Genomic DNA, 19,390 nt, shown 5'->3' on the forward strand with positions numbered 1-19,390 from the left:
TCTCACGATGGACACCCTTGCCTTAAGCTATGGTTACTACTGCCTTCACCATTCGGGACTTGAACCCTAGAGATAGCGCCCATGCTGGGCGCACTGAAAAAGTAAGAAACCTGAGTCAGCCTCAGGTTTCTTACTTAAAACTTATGGAATGTAGCTTACTTTGGCATCATCCACACTCATTGTGCTGACGTTGCCGCCGATGGAGGAGACAAACTTGTCGACCTTGGTCACTCCGGCATAACGATAGCTCCACTGCGAGCCTCGCAGCTCGCCATTTACGTAGACATCGAACTTTTTCGTCGCTGTGTTAATAATGACTTTCAGATGGTAAGGTTCTCCGTTCGCAGTCGAAGTCTGGATGTTCGTTGCCATTCCGCCGTTGTAGCCCCAAATTCTGCCCTCTTGCATAATAATCTGCGCAGCTGCGCTGTTCGAGGTGAGACTGCTATCCGCGATAACCAAGGCATTTTTCCAGTTGTCATCATCCGCAATAACCGTTGCTTCTGCAATGACCGTGCTGTTCGTTGGCGCAGTGAACACTTTATACGCTTCTGCTTTTCCGCTCGTCGTAGTCGTAGTCAATTTGAGGGATTTGTTCGATCCGCTCACCATCTGTACTACGCCTGTGTTCCCCGTTGCTCCGCCGTTATCGAGCACCCATCCGCTTTGTCCGTTGATGTTACCAAGCGTCAAGCTGTCGAAACTTTCGTTGATGAGCGAAGTTAACGTAAGCGGCTTATACGATACTTTCACATCGTCTACGCTCATCGAGCTCGCATTACCTGCGATGGAAGTAGATATTTTATCAAGTGCAGTCAAGCCTGTATAGCGATAATCCCAGCCTGTCGCTAGCAGCGCATCGTTGACATAGACGTCGAATTTTTGTGTCGACGCGTTGATTACTACTTTAAGACGATAAGGCTGGCCATTCGTAATCCCCGTTAACACATCGGTTTTCGTGCCGCCGTTATAACCCCAAATTTTGCCTGATTGCATAACCAATTGAGCCGCATTGTTATTCGATGTCAAACTGCTATCCGAGATAATGAGTGCATTTTTCCAATTGGCATCATCCGCCGTTACGGTTGCTTCCGCTACAATGTAACCATTTTGCGGAGCATTGAACAAACGGTAGGCCTCCGCGCTTCCACTTGCCACGCCCGTCGTTACTTTCAATGATTTTTCCGTGTTATCCGCGTTTAACGGCTGTACAACAACGGTATTCGCTGCAACACCTGCGTTGTTGAAAATCCAACCATTTTGCCCAGTAAGTGAACCAGGCAGCATGTCGTTAAAATCTTCGTTTACCGTATAACCGGCAACCGGAACGCCTGTCGACGTTGCAAAATACGCCTTAATGCTCTTGCCGCCAGCGCCATTTACATTAATCGTAAGGGTTGTCGTGCCGCCACTTGTGCTTGTCGTAATCCGTGAATCCTTATATACAACTGGTCCCAGGTTTTGCGCAATCGTCAATTGAATCGTGCCCGTATTGGAAAGCGTTGGATCCGATACGGAAACTTCTGTGCCGTTCTCGGTCGTGCTGACCATTACGGATGCTTTTTTATTACTAGTGATACCACTCACTGTTTTAACCGCATCATTCCAGAAATTGATACCTAAAACGCCCAGTGAGTTTTCCTTTACAGCCTGTGCAGCTGTGGAATTCTCAACCACCGTAATATCTGGATTTGCCGCATACGTATCTACTTGACTGCTGGACTTACCAGGCAGTAGTACATACGAGTACGTGCCGTTTGTCGGATTCGTACCATGATCGAACCATAGATTCATGAAGTTGCGTGTAAAATTCGTCGTGTAATCGGTGCCTAGATTGTAATGGTTGATGCTCGACCATTGGTTTGTTCGCGCTTCGCGCAATCCCTTGATCGTAGTTGCCGTAGGGAAATAGTAACCGACATCCGAACCAGCCACACTGCCGGTCAAATGAATGCGATTGACGCCAGTCATCGTCTCGCTCCAACCGAGTGCAGACGATTTTGCTGCGCCGTTAACTGTTAGGGCATTGTTTCCGCTGCTGTTCAGCTTGCGGTTATCGACAATCGTTTCGACGACTTTACTGTCCGTGGACGTAATGCCAGCGCCTAGGTTAACAATTTCATCATCAAACATAAACCAGGATTTCTTCGCTGTCAGATTGTAGCCATTCGCTGTGTATTGCATGCCTGTTGCGCCGTACAAGCCTGCAACTTCCGTGCCTCCGACCCAACTATTCGGATTTTTGGCATTAGCAGCAGCCGTGGTATTCTGATTCACGGTCGTACCTGGCATGCGGTAACTATTGACGGTTGGCCAGAAGGAATCTTTGTATTGAGTCAAGTCCGAGTTATACAGATAGGTCATCCCGTCGCCGGTATGCCAACCTCTTAAATTGACTTCATTAACAAGCTCATAATTCCCAATTCGATTGGAAGACATACTGATACCAAAAGCAAATCCCGGTCTATGGTGCACAGCTCTAGCCATACTAGGGTATTGTTTATTCATAATCAGCGGTGATCTTGGGGTAACGGATGTATCACCCTCGATTAGCTTCGCTTGGACAATATCGCTCATCATGACCAAATCCGCGTACTTGGTTGGCGATGTGGCTTCGAGCAACCATTTTTTGATCATCGATTTGTAGGCGGAACGATCGCTGGCATTGGGTGCAGACAGAGCCATTCGAACGATGGCAGGACCGATCGCTTTAATTGAAGTTAATCCTTTATCATCGTCTCTGAATCCGGCAATACCTCTTCCTCTGACACTATCAAACATGGAGTTATTATAATAAAGGGGTTCAAACGCCGTATAAATCCATTGATAAATGTTGCTCACATCTGGATCGACAATATCCCAAGTGGACCCTGCTACGACATACATCAGCTTTGTCAAATTATCGAGCAATGCTGTGCCATATCCTCCATTGTAAGGAATGAGTGCGGTATGTTGAATAAAGGAACCATCGCTGTACACGCCTTCTCCGGAAGTCACATAATCAAACACCGAGCTAAGCTGGTCTCTGCCCTCCATAATTTTGGCGCTGTTCTTGACGATAATTCCGCTTTGGATTTTAATGTAGCAAGCCCACACGCGATTGGCTCCCGTTAATCCAGTCCCCCAAGCAAGCGCTTGCCAATCGATAACGGCATGCCAATTGGTAATTTGCGTAGGTGTTAAACTGTCATACAACCACGTCGTGATGTTATTGATCACAAGAGGTGACGTAACCTGCCAGTCAAACCAATTGTCGTACCCTCTTTTAGGAATGCTGGTATTGTATCTGTTCGTATACATCCAGTCCATGGCGCTGATAATATCCGTACGCAATGTTGCGTTGCCTTTAAGTGATGAACCTCTCGTTACATATGCGAGCGTCATCGACTCTAAACGTTGATAGCTTTGGGAAACGTGTTCCGACTCCGTCGTTGTTGCCAAGTCACTCCACAGATACGTTCTGCCTGAAGCCTTATTCATCGTGTCCCAGTTCGATTGAGCACTTGCTGTAATGTTGGCGACTTTGGTGACGATGTCCGGATCATTCGTATCGTACGTCGATCCTCCTGTGGTAAAATCGTACATTTTCGCGCGCAAGGTGTCATACTCGTCTGCTGCATGGGCAGGTTGAACCGGTACTGCCACGACGTTGATTACCAGGGCTAGCACCAATACAAGCGCTTTCAAGAATAGACCTTTTTTTAACATAACTAACTCCTCTCATAAATAAAATGTCTTTCCGCTCGGATTATACGTAGTAAATTAACGTTTGAACAATATACAAGATTCCTGTCAATGGAAAAAAGCTCCTCTACGATGAATGGATGAAGTTGCTAACCACACGATTGAAAGAGGAGCCATGAACTTGACTAGTTGTTAGGATTATCTACTTGAAAACCTTAAGGAATATAGCTCACTTGGACATTACCTACGCTCATCGAGCTGGCGTTGCCACCAATGGATGAACCCAGTCTATCCACCTTCGTCAGACCGGAATAGCGATAATTCCACTGCAAGCCAAGCAGCACGCCATTCACGTAGACATCGAACTTTTTCGTCGCTGTGTTGATGATGACTTTGAGACGGTAAGATTCACCGTTTGTCGTGGAGGTCAAAATGTTCGTTTGCGTCCCCCCGTTGTAACCCCAAATTTTTCCGTTCTGCATAATCAACTGAGCGGCAATGTTGCTCGAAGTAAGACTGCTGTCAGAGATAACTAACGCATTCTTCCAGTTGTTATCATCTGCGGTCACGGTCGCTTCTGCAATAACTGTGCTGTTTGCCGGTGCGATAAAGGCGTGATACGCTTCGGCTTTGCCGCTGGTGGACGTTGTTGTCAATTTGGCGGATTTATTGGATCCGCTCACCGTTTGTACAACGCCTGTATTTCCCGCTACGCCACCGTTATCGAACACCCAACCACCTTGCCCGTTCAAATTGCCAAGCGTCAAGCCGTCAAAATTCTCATCAACGAGGGAAGTTATCGTCAGCGGCTTATACGATACTTTTACATCGTCTACGCTCATCGAGCTAGCGTTGCCGGCGATAGAGGTTGAGAACTTGTCGAGCGCAGTTATCCCCGTGAAGCGATAATTCCAACCGGAAGCGAGCAGCGCATCATTGACGTAGACATCGTATTTTTTCGTAGATGCATTAAGGACGACTTTCAAACGGTACGGTTGGCCGCTCGTGATTCCCGTTAACACATCGGTTTTGGTGCTGCCATTATAGCCCCAAATTTTACCGTTTTGCATAACCAGTTGAGCAGCTACATTATTGGAAGTTAAGCTGTTGTCCGAAATAATCAACGCATTTTTCCAATTGATGTCATCCGCTGTTACGGTTGCTTCCGCTGTGATGTAGCCGGTTTGAGGCGCATTAAACAGTCGGGATGCATCTGCACTTCCGCTAGTTGAAGCTGTTGTTACTTTCAGCGATTTGTCCGTAGAAGAGCCATTATCCTTCTGTACCACAACCGTATTCTCAGCAACGCCTGCGTTATTGAAAATCCAGCCATTTTGACCTGTCAAGTCACCAAGCATCAGATCGTTGAAATCTTCGTTCACCGTATATCCGGTAACTGGAACGCCAGTAGGCGTTGCGAAATAGGCTTTGATGCTTTTGCCGCCAGCGCCATTCACATTGACAGTGAGGATCGTATTACCTCCGCTGGTACTTGTTGTAATGCGAGAATCTTTATAAGCCACCGGCCCAAGACTTTGGGACAGTGTAAGTTGAATCGTGCCGGTATTGGCCAGCGTTGGGTCAGATACGGAAACTTCAGTTCCGTTCTCGCCCGTGCGTACTAGGACAGACGCTTTTTTGTTGCTTGTGACACCGCTCACTGTTTTGGACGCATCGTTCCAGAAGTTAATGCCTAGAATGCCCAAGGAATTTTCCTTCACAGCCTGTGCATCGGCTGAATTCTCAACTACCGTGATGTCTGGATTAGCGGCATAGGCATCTACCTGCGTGCTGGACTTGCCTGGCAGCGTTACATAGGCATAGGTGCCATTCGTCGGATTGGTGCCGTGATCAAACCACATATTGACGTAGTTGCGTGTATAGTTCGTCAAGTATGCCGGATCTGCAGAAAGGTTAACGCTATACCAATTGTCTGTTCGTGCCTCGCGCACGCCCTTGATTGTCGCTGCTGTCGGGAAATAATACCCAACGTCTGAGCCTGCCACATTCCCAGCCAAATGAATTTTGCTCACGCTGGTCATGGTTTCACTCCAACCTAGCGCAGTTGATTTGGTCGTACCGTTGACAGTAAGCGCATTGTTGCCGCTGCTGTTCAGCTTGCGATTCTCAACTATAGACTCTACAACCTTGTTGTCTGTGGAGGTAATACCTGCTCCTAGGCTTACGATTTCGTCATCAAACTGAAACCAAGATTTCTTCGCAGACAAATTGTAGCCATTGGCGGTGTACTGCATACCCGTAGCTCCGTACAAACCGGAGATTTCCGTACCGCCAACCCAGCTGTTTGGATTTTTCGCATTCGCTGTTGCCGTTGTGTTCTGATTCACAGTCGTACCAGGTAAGCGGTAGCTGTTAACGGTCGGCCAGTAATTATCCTTGTACTGGGTCAAATCGGCATCATACAGATACGTCATTCCATCGCCAGTATGCCAGCCTTTTAGATTCTCATTATTAATGAGTTCATAATTTCCAATTTTATTGGATGACATACTAATGCCAAATGCAAAACCAGGTCTGAGGTGGATCGCTCTAGCCATGTTAGGATATTGTTTGTTCATCACAAGCTCATCTCTCATCGTAACGGATGGATCGCTCATGATTTGTTTCGCTTGCACGATAGAGCTGATCATAATCAGATCAGAATATTTCGTTGGAGACGTGGCTTCCGTCATCCACTTTTTAACCATTGATTTATACTCTGCCCGATCGTCTGCCGACGGAGCGGACAATGCCATCCTTGCTACGGAAGCTCCGAGCGCCCCCATCGACGATAAACCTAGATCATCATTTCCTTTTCTGGAAATGTTGCGTCCTTTGACCATATCCGCCATATTCGTATTATAAAATAGCGGCTCAAATGCGTTGTACACCCATTGAAAAATGTTATCAACGTCAGAATCCGTAATATCCCATGTAGAACCTGCAATGATGTACATCACCTTGGTCAAATTATCAATCAAGTTAATGCCATATCCGCCGTTATAAGCAATGAGCGCAGTATGTTGAAGAAACGAACCATCGCTATACATGCCTTCGCCAGAAGTCACATAATCAAATACGGGACTAAGCTGGTCTCTGCCTAGGATGATTTTGGCACTATTCTTCACAATAATGCCACTCGTAATTTTAATGTTGCAGGCCCATACGCGATTGGCTCCAGTCAGGCCAGTGCTCCATTGAAGCGCTTGATAGTCGATGACAGCATGCCAATTGGTAATCTGCGTCGAGGTTAAACTCGAATAAATCCAAGTTGTAATATTGTTGATGCTGAGTGGCGAGGAGATCTGCCAGTCGAACCAGTTGTCATAACCTCTATACACGACACTCGTGTTATATCTGTTCGTGTACATCCAATCCATACCGCTAATAATATCTGCCAGCATAGCGGCGTTATCCTTAAGTGATGAGCCTCTTGTCACATAAGCTAGCGTCATGGCTTCTAACCGTGCGTAGCTTCCAGATACGTGCTCGGACTCTGTCGTTGTGGCCAAGTCACTCCACAAGTACGTCCTACCAGCACTTTTATTCATCGTATCCCAGTTCGTCTGTGCAGCCGTCACAATATTGGCGATCTTGCCGCTGATGTCTGGATCATTCGGATCGTAGGTCGGCCCTCCCGTGGTTAAATCAAAAACCTTTTGTCGCAAGGTGTCATACTCATCTGCCGCATAGGCAGAGTTCATTGGCAGTGCTTGTAAGGTAACTGTCATAACCAAAACCAATAAAAGCGCTTTCATAAAACGTAATTTAATCATTAATAATCCCCTTTCATATTTAAAATTGCTTCCTTCCCGAACATATTCGCTGCAGGAAGGAAGCACATGATGAACTACTTGTATGAATTTATCATTCTTAATTTATAATTCTTATTTCGTCAACAATTTATAGTAATCTTTGGTGTAAATAACGTCTTTTTTGTTATCTGCATAGGCTTTTGTTAAGAAGTCATCGACTTTCTTACCGCCGCCTTTTTCCCAAGCGTCTTGCGCATCTTTCATCGCTTGATCAACTGTATAGCTTGTGCCACCAACAACTGCTTTTGTATAGATGTTTGTTAGCGTGTTCTTCAATGTGTTCTTGATCACTGTCAGATCTTCCGTCAATGTTACTGGAAGCACGACTTCGGACGTTGTAGGACGATCCGCTGTAATGTAAGCAGCCCTTGCTTGCTTTACTAATTCAGTATACGCTTTATCAAGTGGCTTCGAAGGATCCAGTGTATTCGTATAATCTACACATTTACCCATTGTGCCTGTCTGAGACATCATTTGGAAATCGCCATTCCAATTGAGTTCTTTCTTGTTTTTCTCCGTATCAATCGGTTTCGGACAGCCATCAACTAATTTATAGTGAACGCCTTCCATACCGTACATTAATGTTGTTTGAACCTCTGGTTGCATCAACCAATCAACATATTTTACAACAGCTTCTACGTTCTTCGCTGTAGCATTAATGGCAGTCGTAAATTGCATCGGTACAGCGCCTGCAGGTGAGAATTGACCAAATTCAGATTTTGGAAGAGGTATAACTGTCACTTTTGCATCTGGATTATTTTTCATCAACGCAGTGTAAACATCGTATCCTTTAATTCCTTCAATTACATCAGAACCATAAATACCAAGCTTACCGTTTACCCAATCCTGCTTTGCTTTCTCCATGTTTTTATCTGTGAACGTATCTTTATCAACAGTGCCAGCATCATAAAGCGCTTTTCTGTATGCTAAATCTGCTTTTGGACGATCCCATGTTCGTACATATTGATCATTGATCAGATGATAGGACGTGATCATCGGCAATGTCTCATCACTCGCTTGATATAATTGGAAGAATGCATCCACATCATAGAAAGTCGAACCAAGTGTATCCTTTTTGCCATTTCCATCAGGATCTTGCTCAGTAAATGCTTTGGCAACTTGGAGATATTCCTCCGTTGTTTTTGGAACTGGAAGTTTCAATTTATCTAGCCAATCCTGGCGAACCATCACATAATGGTTGGCTGTAAATGGCAATGTGCGACCCATGAAGTACGTTTTTCCATTAAATCTCGTTAATTTCTGCAAAGACTCATTGCCAGCAATCACTTTTTTGTAATTCGTGGAATACTTCGCAATCGCATCATCGAGAGGAATAATTTGCCCCTTTGCCGCCAAATCTTTCATATATGGATTCGAGAATTCCATAACTAAGTCAGGAGCTTGACCTGAAGCGAATAATACGTTCCACTTCTCGGAAGAGTTTGTACGTGGGACTGGGATAAACTCAACTTGTACAGGTGCATTCTCGTTAATCCACTTCGTCCAACGGTTATTTGTAATCGTGCCTTCGCCTTCAGGTACGTTGTTGCGATCGTAAATGGAAACTGTGATTTTAGGTTTAGGACCAGCTGGTTTCGCACTTGCCGCAGCTGTGCTTGCAGCGCCTGGCGTCGTCGTTGCGGTATCTGTCTTCTTATCGGATGCACAAGCTGTTAGAAGTGCTGTGCTTGAGAGTACAAGAGCTAAGGATACGGACGTTGCTTTCATTTTGCTAATTTTCTTCATATGAATAAGTCACCCCTCATGTTATGTACGTGCAATTTTTAAGATAACCCCAATATTTTCATATCCTTGTACAGCTAAGCCTACCATGTTTCGCGCTGCACATCACTCCTTTCAAAGAATTACCATTACCCTTTCACAGCACCAATCATGACACCCTTCACAAAGAAACGTTGTAAGAATGGATAGACAATTAACATCGGTAATGTCATCACAACGACACCTGATGCTTTCACACCTTCCGGCGTAATCATTGCGGCCATTTCAGGCTGTGTATTGCTCAGTTCTTGCATCAAACTTTGATTCTGAATCATTTGTTGAACCAATACAGCTAGATTTAATTTGCTAGAATCATTAATGAAAATTAGAACATTCATAAAAGAATTCCAATGAGCAACCGCATAGAATAAAGTTAAGGCAGCTAGAACTGGCAGTGACAAAGGCAATACAATTTGAATGATCAAGCGCCATTCAGAGCAGCCATCAATACGCGAAGACTCCTCCAACTCTTCCGGCAAACCTTCGAAAAAACTTCTTAAAACCAAAAGATTATACACCGTAATCAAGCCAGGCAGCCACAGAGCGCCATAACTATTGAGAAGCCCCAACTTTTGGACCAATAAATAGGTTGGAATGAGTCCGGCTGAGAAGAGCATGGTGAAAATAATCGCGAATGAATAGAATTTGCGTCCAATAAAATAACGCTTAGACAGCGGGTATGCAGCCAGGATCGTGAATACCATGTTCAAGCAGGTACCTACCACGGTAATAATTACACTATTTTTAAAATCCGTAATGATTGGGCTTTCCTTAAATAGCGCTCTATAACCATCTAAGCTAAAGTTTACTGGCCAAAAGCTGACCATTCCTGACATTAACGCATGTTTATCACTGAGTGACAGAGCGAATATATGCACAATTGGCAACAAACAGCTGAGACCAATGATGAACAAAATAATATAGTTGAGGCCGAAAAACATTTTTTCTCCACGTGTATGATTCATAAGCTTCTCCTTCTTAACGTTGTCCGTGCACAGCGAGGTCGCCTACCATAAGCCTTGGCCGAAACGGCGTGCAATGCGATTAGCTGCAAGTACCAAGATTAGACCTACAAGGGATTCAAACAATCCCATGGCTGTCGCAAGACTGAAATTCGCTTGCTGAATTCCGATTTTGTACATGAAGGTACTTATGACCTCCGAGACTTCAAGTACGGCATTATTCTGTAGGACAAACACTTGATCGAAACCTAACTCCATCAGATGTCCGATTTTCAAAATCAACATGATAATGATCGTCGGCATAATCGCAGGCAGTGTAATCCGAGTCGTCTGCTGCCATTTATTCGCCCCATCAATACTGGATGCTTCATATAAGCTCTGGTCAATCGATGTAAGTGCAGCGAGATAAATAATCGCGTTCCAACCCGCTTCTTTCCAAACACCCGCTCCCAGATAAATGGCAATCCAGGAACCCTCTTTATATAAGAACGGATACGTTTCGCCGAAAATCCTTTCAATCACATGACTGAGTGTTCCTGTACTTTGTGAAAAGACCGTAACGACGATCCCCCCCACAATAACCCAGTTCAGAAAATGTGGTAGATATACCAGCGTCTGAACCACTCGCTTAAACGCCATCTTTCTTACTTCATTGAGCAAGAGGGCTAGTACGATGGGAAGCGGAAAGCCGATTATGATACTTAACCCGCTTAGTTTAAGGGTGTTCCAAATGATACTAAAAATTTGTTTCGTCTGAAAAATCATTTTAAAGTTATCGAAAGCTGCCCAAGGGCTGCCCCAGATCCCTTTAATGAAGCTGTACTTCTTAAAGGCAATGACTAACCCCGTCATCGGGTAATATTTAAAAATAAGGAAGAAAGCGATGACAGGCACAAACATGATGTACAACGGAATGTTTTGTTTTAGTATGCGTTTGCCATACTTCCTTACTAACCAATTGCTTTTGGTTTTAACTGTACTCGCCTTCTGATTCACCATCGCTGGTGTTGAAGGAGGGAGTGTTTGACTCATCGGGTTCACATCCTTGCGCTGTAATTTGTTGAGCTCATCGTACCTGTTGATCCGCCATCTGGACAATATACATGATTTCGATCAGTTAACAGGCTGATTTATCGTGGATATTTTCTGTCTGATATACACTTTTTCTTGGGATATACATGTGCAATTATGCGCTTTAGGGCCTGATAGAACGATGGATATACCATTCTTTATCGATTAACCTCTTCATGCTTTTGCTATTGAAAATGTAGGGTAACCTTTCAGCTTTGCCAATGCTTCCATATAGTAGTAATCGCCGTAAATGAGCGGTTTGTTAATATTCTGATTGCCTGGCAGGTTGCCAGTCCCTGAAAGCAGAATCGCTTCTTCCGAATCATCTGCACGATAATGTTGCGTTAATGACTGCAAGATCGCACACGCTTGTTCCTTATAAAAGAGTGCTCGATCGCCTTCACATACCTCAGCTAGATCCAGCAATCCGCTTGCCGCAATCGCTGCGGCACTGGTATCGCGCGATGCCCTCTCGAAGGTAGGCAATCGGAAGTCCCAATACGGCACCTTATCCTCAGGTAAGTGTGAGAGGAAGAATCCCGCCGCATGCTCCGCTGCTTCCAGCAGGTCGGCACGGCCGGTATGACGGTAGCTGAGCACCGAGCCATAGATCGACCATGCCGAGCCCCGTGCCCATGCGGACTCTTCCGCATAGCCTTGGCCGCCAAGAGCGCCGGTGCGTTCCCCCGTCTCCGGGTCGAAGCAAACGACATGATACGCAGACCCATCCTTGCGAATAAACTGCTTGGTGACCATCTCAGCATGTGCTTCCGCGATATGCTTAAAGCGCGGATCGCCAGTTTGCTGCGTAGCCCAGTAGAGCACTGGCAAATTCATCAAACAATCGATGATTGCCCATCCTACACGCTCCGGATGATTCCATGCCCGGATGAAGCTTCCCTTGATGTTGAATCGCCCCGCCAAATGGCTAGCAATCTTCAAAGCTCGGCGTTTCGACTGTTCGTTGCCGGTCAGGTGCCAATTCGTGATCGCAGTTAATGTCCACATGAAGCCCATATCATGATCGAGAGCTTCATAAGCCTCGATGACAGTATCCATTTGTGTTTCACAGCTCTCAGCCAAGAGGCGTAATTGTTCATCTTGGCGATCTTGATAAATAAGCCACAAGATCCCTGGCCAGAACCCTGCTGTCCAGTAATGCGGCGAGGTCAATTGGAATTGCCCCTCATTCGATCCGTGAGGAAATGCTGCACCTACTCGCAGGCTCGTGTTCTTTACTTTGCGGACGCCTTGTTCCCAGGCATCTCCTATCCATTGTTCTTGTGTCATTCTCTCTACACTCCCTCCGTTGAATGTCCCAAGCATATCTATCGGAAGCCGCTGGCTCAATATACATGTTTTCGTTGGGTTAACAGGAACATGAAAAAGGCGCCATGCAAGGGATATACCCTTGCGTGGCGCCTCATGGCGGGTGGGATTTTAAAATAAATGGTTTACATAAATTCTACCCACTTGCAATCTTCTTCCAAATAATCTCTTATCCCATTCTTATTGCGGTTCACTCGTGGAATAAGACCGATTCGTTCATAATAGCGAAGTGTATCCTGAGATAATTCATACGTTTGGCTTACTTCCGCAATCAGCATTTAGACTGCACCCACTACCCGATGCGGAACATATTGCTCTTCTAATGAAGCAATTTCTTCCGGGGTTAATGTAACGGAAAGCGCAGCTACCGCATCATCCAGATGGGCGTTTTTCGTAACGCCGATAATCGGAGCCGTGACAGGTTCCTTCTGCAGCAACCAGGCAAGTGCAATTTGTGCCCGCGGCAGACTACGTTTTTCAGCAATGACTGCAAGTTGTTCCACAATCGGGAGATCCTTGCTTGCAAACGCATCATATTTGGATTTCTGCGCTTGGTCAGTTTCAGAACGATGCGTCGTTTCCGACCAATCACGTGTTAACCTTCCTGATGCGAGTGGGCTGTAGGGGATCACGCCGATTTTTTGATCCTTACAAAGCGGCATCATCTCCCGCTCCTCTTCGCGGTAAATGAGGTTTAGATGATTCTGCATCGATACAAACCGGGTCCACCCATTTTTTTCAGCGACATGTAAGGCCTTCTGAAACTGCCATGCGTACATCGCAGAAGCACCAATATATCTTGCTTTTCCAGCTTTCACAACATCATGCAGGGCTTCCATCGTTTCTTCAATAGGGGTATGGTAATCCCAGCGATGGATTTGATAAAGATCTACATAATCCGTTCCTAGTCGCTTAAGGCTCTTATCAATCTCACTCAGGATTGCTTTTCGGGAAAGACCAGCCCCATTGGGACCTTGATGCATACGAAAATGAACCTTTGTCGCGATGACAAGCTCATCCCGGTTCGCATAATCTTTCAGTGCTCGTCCAACAATCTCTTCGCTAGTTCCGTCCGAATAAATATTAGCCGTATCAAAAAAATTGATACCGAGCTCTAATGCCCTTTTGATAATAGGCCGACTGTCCTCCTCATTAAGGACCCAAGGATGCGTCCACCGCTCAGCAACACCAAAGCTCATACAACCCAGACTGATTCGCGATACGTCCAAGCCCGTATTTCCAAGTTTCACATAGTCCATCTTCGTGTTCCTCGCTTCCCTATACATCGTATTTTCTACCTCTTCATTCTACTCCTTGGAGTTAACTCCAAGTCAAGACAAGGTTTATCTCGTTCCTATTCTCAGGACAATGAACGCATCAAGGTAAATTGCTTTGCTAGAAACACTGGTGTATAGGGCATATCCTTGCGGAGCCAAGCAACAATCGTTCCGATTAAAGCAGAAGAACCGTACCAGATGGCAATATCCTTTTGAACACCATTCGTAGTTAACGCAGCGTCTCCACCCATTCTTTCTATTCTTAAAGTAATTAATTCCGTCAACAAATTTAACAATCGCTCCGTAAAGATCGGCGTACGTCTGGACGCAAGGACGACTTTATAAAACTTAGCATTCTCAGCAAAATGCTCAAGCAAGTTCACCAACATCGTCCAATCATCTTCTTCGGTCATAGGTTGACTTTCTGAAGTCATGTTCAAACTACGATGGATGTCTTCAATCATGTCATCTGCTATTTTCTCCATCATGTCTGGGATGTCCTTATAATGAAGATAAAAAGTAACACGGTTGATTGTGGCACGCTCTGCGATCCGATTCACGGAAATTTTCTCAATATCCATCTCCTGAAGTAACTCTATAAAAGCATCTTTCAGCAATTGACGTGTGCGAATAACTCGCGGGTCTGTACGTATTGTTCGATTATCCATTGTTCTAATGTCCTCTACTCTTACATGATAATTGGGTGAAACATGTATTTATTTACGCCATTTTAAAACGTGTAAATTATACTACAATCTGTAAATTTAGTCTAATGAACACTTTATTCACATCAATTAGTAAGCTTACATGACATGTAAATTTTGATTGCCCAATTGGCCGGAATAGGGTAAAACTATACTAATAACTTTTTACCCTATTTTAAAATTGCGAAGGTGGATGACAGCGTGTTAGTTCAAGTGGACAATGATGTAGCAGCAAGAGAATATGTAAATGGCATTTACGAAACTGTAGTCAAAAGAAACCCCAACGAAACAGAGTTCCATCAAGCTGTGAAAGAGATTATCGAGTCACTGATTCCGGTTCTCTCCAAGCAACCGAAGTATATCAAACACGGCATTCTTGAGCGTCTTGTAGAGCCTGAGCGTTTAATTACATTCCGAGTACCTTGGGTAGATGACCAAGGCGTTACACAAGTAAATCGCGGTTTCCGCGTTCAATTCAACAGTGCAATTGGACCTTACAAAGGTGGCTTGCGTTTCCACCCTTCCGTTAATGCCAGTATTATCAAATTTCTTGGATTTGAACAAACATTCAAAAATTCCCTTACAGGTCAGCCGATTGGCGGCGGTAAAGGCGGCGCCGATTTTGATCCTAAAGGCAAGTCTGACAATGAAATCATGCGTTTCACTCAAAGTTTCATGACAGAGCTTTATAAATATATCGGTCAAGACACAGACGTGCCAGCTGGCGATATCGGCGTAGGCGCTCGTGAGATTGGTTACATGTTCGGACAGTACAAACGCATTAGCGGCGTGCATGAATCTGGTGTTCTGACAGGCAAAGGTATCATCTATGGCGGAAGCTTAGGTCGTACCGAAGCCACTGGCTATGGTTGTGTGTACTTTGTGAATGAAATGCTGCAAGCCCAAGGACTAAGCTTTGAGGGCAGCACAGTCGTCGTTTCAGGTTCCGGTAACGTTGCCACCTACTCCATCGAGAAAGCGGTTCAGCTAGGCGCGACAGTCGTCGCATGCAGCGACTCTAACGGCTACATTTATGATCCAAAAGGCATTTGCCTCGAGACGGTTAGACGCCTCAAAGAAGTTGAGAGATCCAGAATCAGCGAGTATGTCAAAGTACACCCTCACGCAACCTACCATGAAGGCTGTAATGGCATCTGGACGATTCCGTGCGATATCGCGCTTCCTAGCGCCACACAGAACGAGATTAATGAGGATGCTGCTAAGATTCTTGTACGTAACGGTGTCAAAGCTGTCGGTGAAGGTGCGAACATGCCATCGACTCTGGAAGCCATTGACGTCTTCCTGCAAGCAGGCGTGCTATTTGGGCCGGCTAAGGCAGCTAATGCAGGCGGAGTTGCCGTATCCGCTCTTGAGATGTCACAGAACAGCATGAGATACTCCTGGCAGTTCCATGAGGTTGACGATAAGCTTCATGCGATCATGAAAAATATCTACAGAAGCGCTGTCCAAGCTGCTGAGGAATATGGCCATCCAGGTAACTTTGTCGTTGGTGCCAATATTGCAGGATTTACCAAAGTGGCTGACGCCATGATCGCTCAAGGTGTTGTTTAAGAAGCATAAGGCTAGAGTTTAAGAAACATAAGGCTAACAGTAGTTAAAGTACCTAACATGTCTTTTATTGCTAGGTACAAGTAATAGACATGGCATGGGAACTTTAGTGCCTTAAAGTGATAGGGTGTCCCAAAGTAGTTTCAGCTACTTTGGGACACCCTATTTTTGGTATGCTCGACCTCGGCGCTGCTGGCACTTACTTGCTTGCGCACAGAAAATTGTGCGCTAGGGCGTCAGCGCTGCTGGCAGTTGTAATGGAATTCATGTCGACAGTCTCTTATTTCGAGTTACACCGCTGCTTTCGCTCTTTCTCTCGCCTGTAACTCGATTATTGAGACTGTCGATTAATTATTTTGAGGGGTCCCAATTCCGTTAAATAGCTGAGATTCGTTCTACCAAGTCATTTCTAATCGATTAAATATTTTTTCGGTTTGAACTAACTCATTAAAATCGATTGTAGGGCAAACGCTTGGGAATTAATCGACAGTCTCTTATTTCGAGTTACACAGCTGTTTAAACGCTGCTGCACTCCACCTCCCGCAGCTTCCCCAACACGCAAAAAGAGCTGCCTCCCGGCAGCTCTTCCTTTCCTTCCCAACCCTCTATGTCGCTCGTACCCGCAGCTTCCCCTCAACCTCTTCAATCTCAAGAAATAGCGGTCGCTCATTCGGCGTCTGGTTCGGCGTGTGGATCGCAAGCATCAATGCTCCGTCGAACGCATGGAACATCATCGCATGTCCGCCATCGCTTTGGAATAGTGCCTCATCCTCCTGCTCCCATGGACCCAACACGTCGCCCGAAGCAGATTTCGCCACACCTAGGGCATAGGTATTATTAATGAAGCTCGCCCACAACATGAATAAGTCTCCATTCGCTGCACGATAAAAGGATGGGCCATCCGTTACGTAGTTGTCCTGTCCAGGGTAACGGGGATGCTGGAAGGAAGTCGGCCATTTCGCATGAGATGCGGAAAAGAGGACGACTGGCTCTCCAACGATATCCTTCAGATCTGCAGTTAGTCGTACCGCACAAACTTGGCCATCACCTACCTGCTGCCATTCACGGCAAAACACAATCCATGGCAGCCCTTCCTCATCGACGAACAGCGTCCCGTCCAGCGAACACCAGTCCTTCGGCGTAACTGGCCCGTCACTATGAGGCGTAAATGGGCCTAACAGGCTGTCACTTGCCAAAACAGCCGTTCCTAGCAAATTATTATCCTTCCGACGGAAGGTTGCGAACATATAATAACGTCCCTCGTACTTATGCACTTCCGGTGCCCAGAAGTTGTTCTCGGCATAGAAATCCTCCTCGGGCTTAAAGACCGTGTAAGGTCCTTCCCATTCCTCCAAATCTCGCCCTACATAGGCATTAAATCCAGTTCCATTGCCCCAAATATTCGAATCCGTGCTGCCGAACAAATAATACTTTCCTTCTTCTTTTACGGGAACAACGAAGGGATCCCTAATTTGTATGTCCTTATTTTTTATCATCGCCATACCTAACTACCTCCCATTTTACCGATACGTTGGATAAATAACGCCCACATCGCGCACACTAACAAATCGCCCTTCTAAAAGCTCAACCCCCTCGTTCCCTTTCACAAGAAGCGGAATATCGCGACCTTCATAAGTGACAGTCCCCTCGATGGTCCGCACGCTCATACCAATAATTGCTTTCAGTTGACCGCTGCGATCCGTCACTGCCCTAGTGCCGATCGGTATCTGCAAATAAGCTTTCCCGTTCCGATACACAGTGCTGCCTTCACTCGTCGTGACGAACTCAAATGTCATTCCATCTACGATTCGACTATAACCCGTCTCTGCTGCCATGACCTCCCCGTGATCTTGCGGATACGGTAGTAATGACGTGAACCATAGCTCTCCATCCGGCCTTGGCACGATTCCACACATCCGTTCAACGAAGTCTAGCAGGCACAGAATAGCTGGTGAATAAGACTCCGTATAACCTTCTTTTCCTGTCCACGGGCTTACCGTTTGGGCAAAACGAGTCATCTGCGCTAAGGCTGTAACAATCGGGTTCAGCACCCAAGTTAGTTCCACATAGCGATGATGATATTCGAACGCATGCGGTGTACGAATTAAACTCAAGAAATTAGACGTTCCTGCCCATGTATTGTAGCTTGAAAACGGATCGAAGCGCGGATCGTCCATCGCCACCGAAGTAAACGGATACTTAGCGAAAAACTTGCTCGTGTTGAGCAAATATTTCCGCAACGAAGCTGCGAAAAACTCCCCATCGCCTACCTCACAGGCGAGCACTCGCAGTAAGACATCTGACTGAACTCGAACGAATTCGTCGTTCCGATCGCGATCATAGAAGAAAGCATCACTTTCATCGAAACAATGAGCGAACAAACTGTCTAAGCTTATTCCTGCCTTCACTCTCCACTCTGATGCTGCATGCTCGTCCCCTAGCTCCTCCGCCATACGTGATAAATAGAGACGCTGACAATACACATTCGCCGTCAAATCAGGCGCCAAGAAAGGCAAGGTTGGTGAATCTGGATTAAACTGCCGAGCATCATCCAGATGCGCTGAATCAGGAACATGCCAGAATCGCGGAGACAAGTCATGCCCTGTATCAAACGTACAAAATGCCTCTACACAGCCGGTATTCCGAGTATCCCGATACGTCGCAAGCCATGTATCATGACGTACCATCGCCTCATACATTTTGCGCAAAAATGCTTGATTTCGCCCATTCAATTCATAATGATTCCACACGCTTCTCGCCAGCGGAGTAACCATCTGAATCTGCCGAAACGCCGGGCCATTCTCGGTCACTTTATATGGAAGCTGACCATCTTCCTTCTGATAGTCTGCGAACAATTCGAAGGTATCCTCCGACACCGTAGGAAGAAACCGAGACAACAGTTCATTGTTGATCGTCCCCGTGCTTTCCATCCAACAACCTAGATAAATGCCACCCTCGTGCAGCACAGGCGCGTCCCCCATCGTAGGTACGATGCAATCAAACAACTTGCTCAGCGCATTGTAATACGTTTCCTCCAATCGACCACCAGTGGATGTAAATTTAACTCCTGATTGGAGCCACTCGTTCAGCACATCGCGATCTGTGGCCTTCTTCAGTTGACCTAACTGCTCCGCTACGGATAGCTCACGAAGCCGATGTAAGATGTTCTCACTCATCGTAATTGCCTCCCCAAAAGA

The 19,390-nt window shown here is 45.8% G+C and carries 11 protein-coding genes and 1 pseudogene; 1 reads left to right on the top strand and 11 read right to left on the bottom strand.

The window, feature by feature from the left end; genetic code table 11:
• Positions 1 to 141: 141 nt before the first annotated feature.
• The 9 genes and pseudogenes from J2736_RS08105 to J2736_RS08145 all read right to left on the bottom strand — a co-directional run bounded on the left by J2736_RS08105 (position 142) and on the right by J2736_RS08145 (position 14,588).
• Positions 142 to 3,708 carry a polysaccharide lyase 8 family protein gene (locus J2736_RS08105; protein WP_310225282.1) on the bottom strand — a complete coding sequence of 1,189 codons (3,567 nt, stop codon included), beginning with the start codon at positions 3,706 to 3,708 and terminating at the stop codon, positions 142 to 144.
• 191 nt (positions 3,709 to 3,899) lie between these two features.
• Positions 3,900 to 7,460 carry a polysaccharide lyase family 8 super-sandwich domain-containing protein gene (locus J2736_RS08110; protein WP_310225284.1) on the bottom strand — a complete coding sequence of 1,187 codons (3,561 nt, stop codon included), beginning with the start codon at positions 7,458 to 7,460 and terminating at the stop codon, positions 3,900 to 3,902.
• A 111-nt stretch (positions 7,461 to 7,571) separates the two neighbouring features.
• Entirely contained in the window at positions 7,572 to 9,245 is a 1,674-nt protein-coding gene (locus J2736_RS08115; RefSeq protein ID WP_310225285.1) for an extracellular solute-binding protein, read from the bottom strand.
• Positions 9,246 to 9,370: 125 nt separating this feature from the next.
• Positions 9,371 to 10,246 (bottom strand): carbohydrate ABC transporter permease, encoded by an 876-nt coding sequence (locus J2736_RS08120; protein WP_310225287.1) that lies wholly within the window; start codon positions 10,244 to 10,246, stop codon positions 9,371 to 9,373.
• Positions 10,247 to 10,288: 42 nt separating this feature from the next.
• Positions 10,289 to 11,275, bottom strand: a complete 987-nt coding sequence (locus tag J2736_RS08125; RefSeq protein WP_310225289.1) for an ABC transporter permease — start codon at positions 11,273 to 11,275, stop codon at positions 10,289 to 10,291.
• 213 nt (positions 11,276 to 11,488) lie between these two features.
• Positions 11,489 to 12,604: a glycoside hydrolase family 88 protein gene (locus tag J2736_RS08130; protein WP_310225291.1), complete on the bottom strand. Its 1,116-nt coding sequence runs from the start codon at positions 12,602 to 12,604 to the stop codon at positions 11,489 to 11,491.
• A gap of 167 nt (positions 12,605 to 12,771) precedes the next feature.
• Positions 12,772 to 12,921 (bottom strand): annotated as a pseudogene (locus J2736_RS08135) (MerR family DNA-binding transcriptional regulator); the annotation flags it as partial.
• Positions 12,922 to 13,902 carry an aldo/keto reductase gene (locus J2736_RS08140; RefSeq protein ID WP_310225293.1) on the bottom strand — a complete coding sequence of 327 codons (981 nt, stop codon included), beginning with the start codon at positions 13,900 to 13,902 and terminating at the stop codon, positions 12,922 to 12,924.
• Positions 13,903 to 14,003: 101 nt separating this feature from the next.
• Positions 14,004 to 14,588, bottom strand: coding sequence for a TetR/AcrR family transcriptional regulator (locus J2736_RS08145; protein WP_310225294.1), 585 nt, complete (start codon positions 14,586 to 14,588; stop codon positions 14,004 to 14,006).
• A 237-nt stretch (positions 14,589 to 14,825) separates the two neighbouring features.
• Between J2736_RS08145 and gdhA the strand changes: the two genes are divergently transcribed.
• Complete coding sequence (gdhA, locus tag J2736_RS08150) at positions 14,826 to 16,196, top strand: NADP-specific glutamate dehydrogenase (protein WP_310225296.1); 1,371 nt, start codon at positions 14,826 to 14,828, stop codon at positions 16,194 to 16,196.
• 602 nt (positions 16,197 to 16,798) lie between these two features.
• Here gdhA and J2736_RS08155 read toward each other — a convergent pair.
• Both J2736_RS08155 and J2736_RS08160 read right to left on the bottom strand, forming a co-directional pair.
• A complete protein-coding gene (locus J2736_RS08155) occupies positions 16,799 to 17,689 on the bottom strand; it encodes a glycoside hydrolase family 43 protein (RefSeq protein WP_310226355.1) in 891 nt (296 codons plus the stop codon).
• Positions 17,690 to 17,713: 24 nt separating this feature from the next.
• Complete coding sequence (locus J2736_RS08160; RefSeq protein WP_310225299.1) at positions 17,714 to 19,369, bottom strand: MGH1-like glycoside hydrolase domain-containing protein; 1,656 nt, start codon at positions 19,367 to 19,369, stop codon at positions 17,714 to 17,716.
• Positions 19,370 to 19,390: the final 21 nt, after the last annotated feature.

Source organism: Paenibacillus qinlingensis (assembly GCF_031455095.1).
In the GTDB taxonomy this organism is placed as follows: domain Bacteria; phylum Bacillota; class Bacilli; order Paenibacillales; family NBRC-103111; genus Paenibacillus_E; species Paenibacillus_E qinlingensis_A.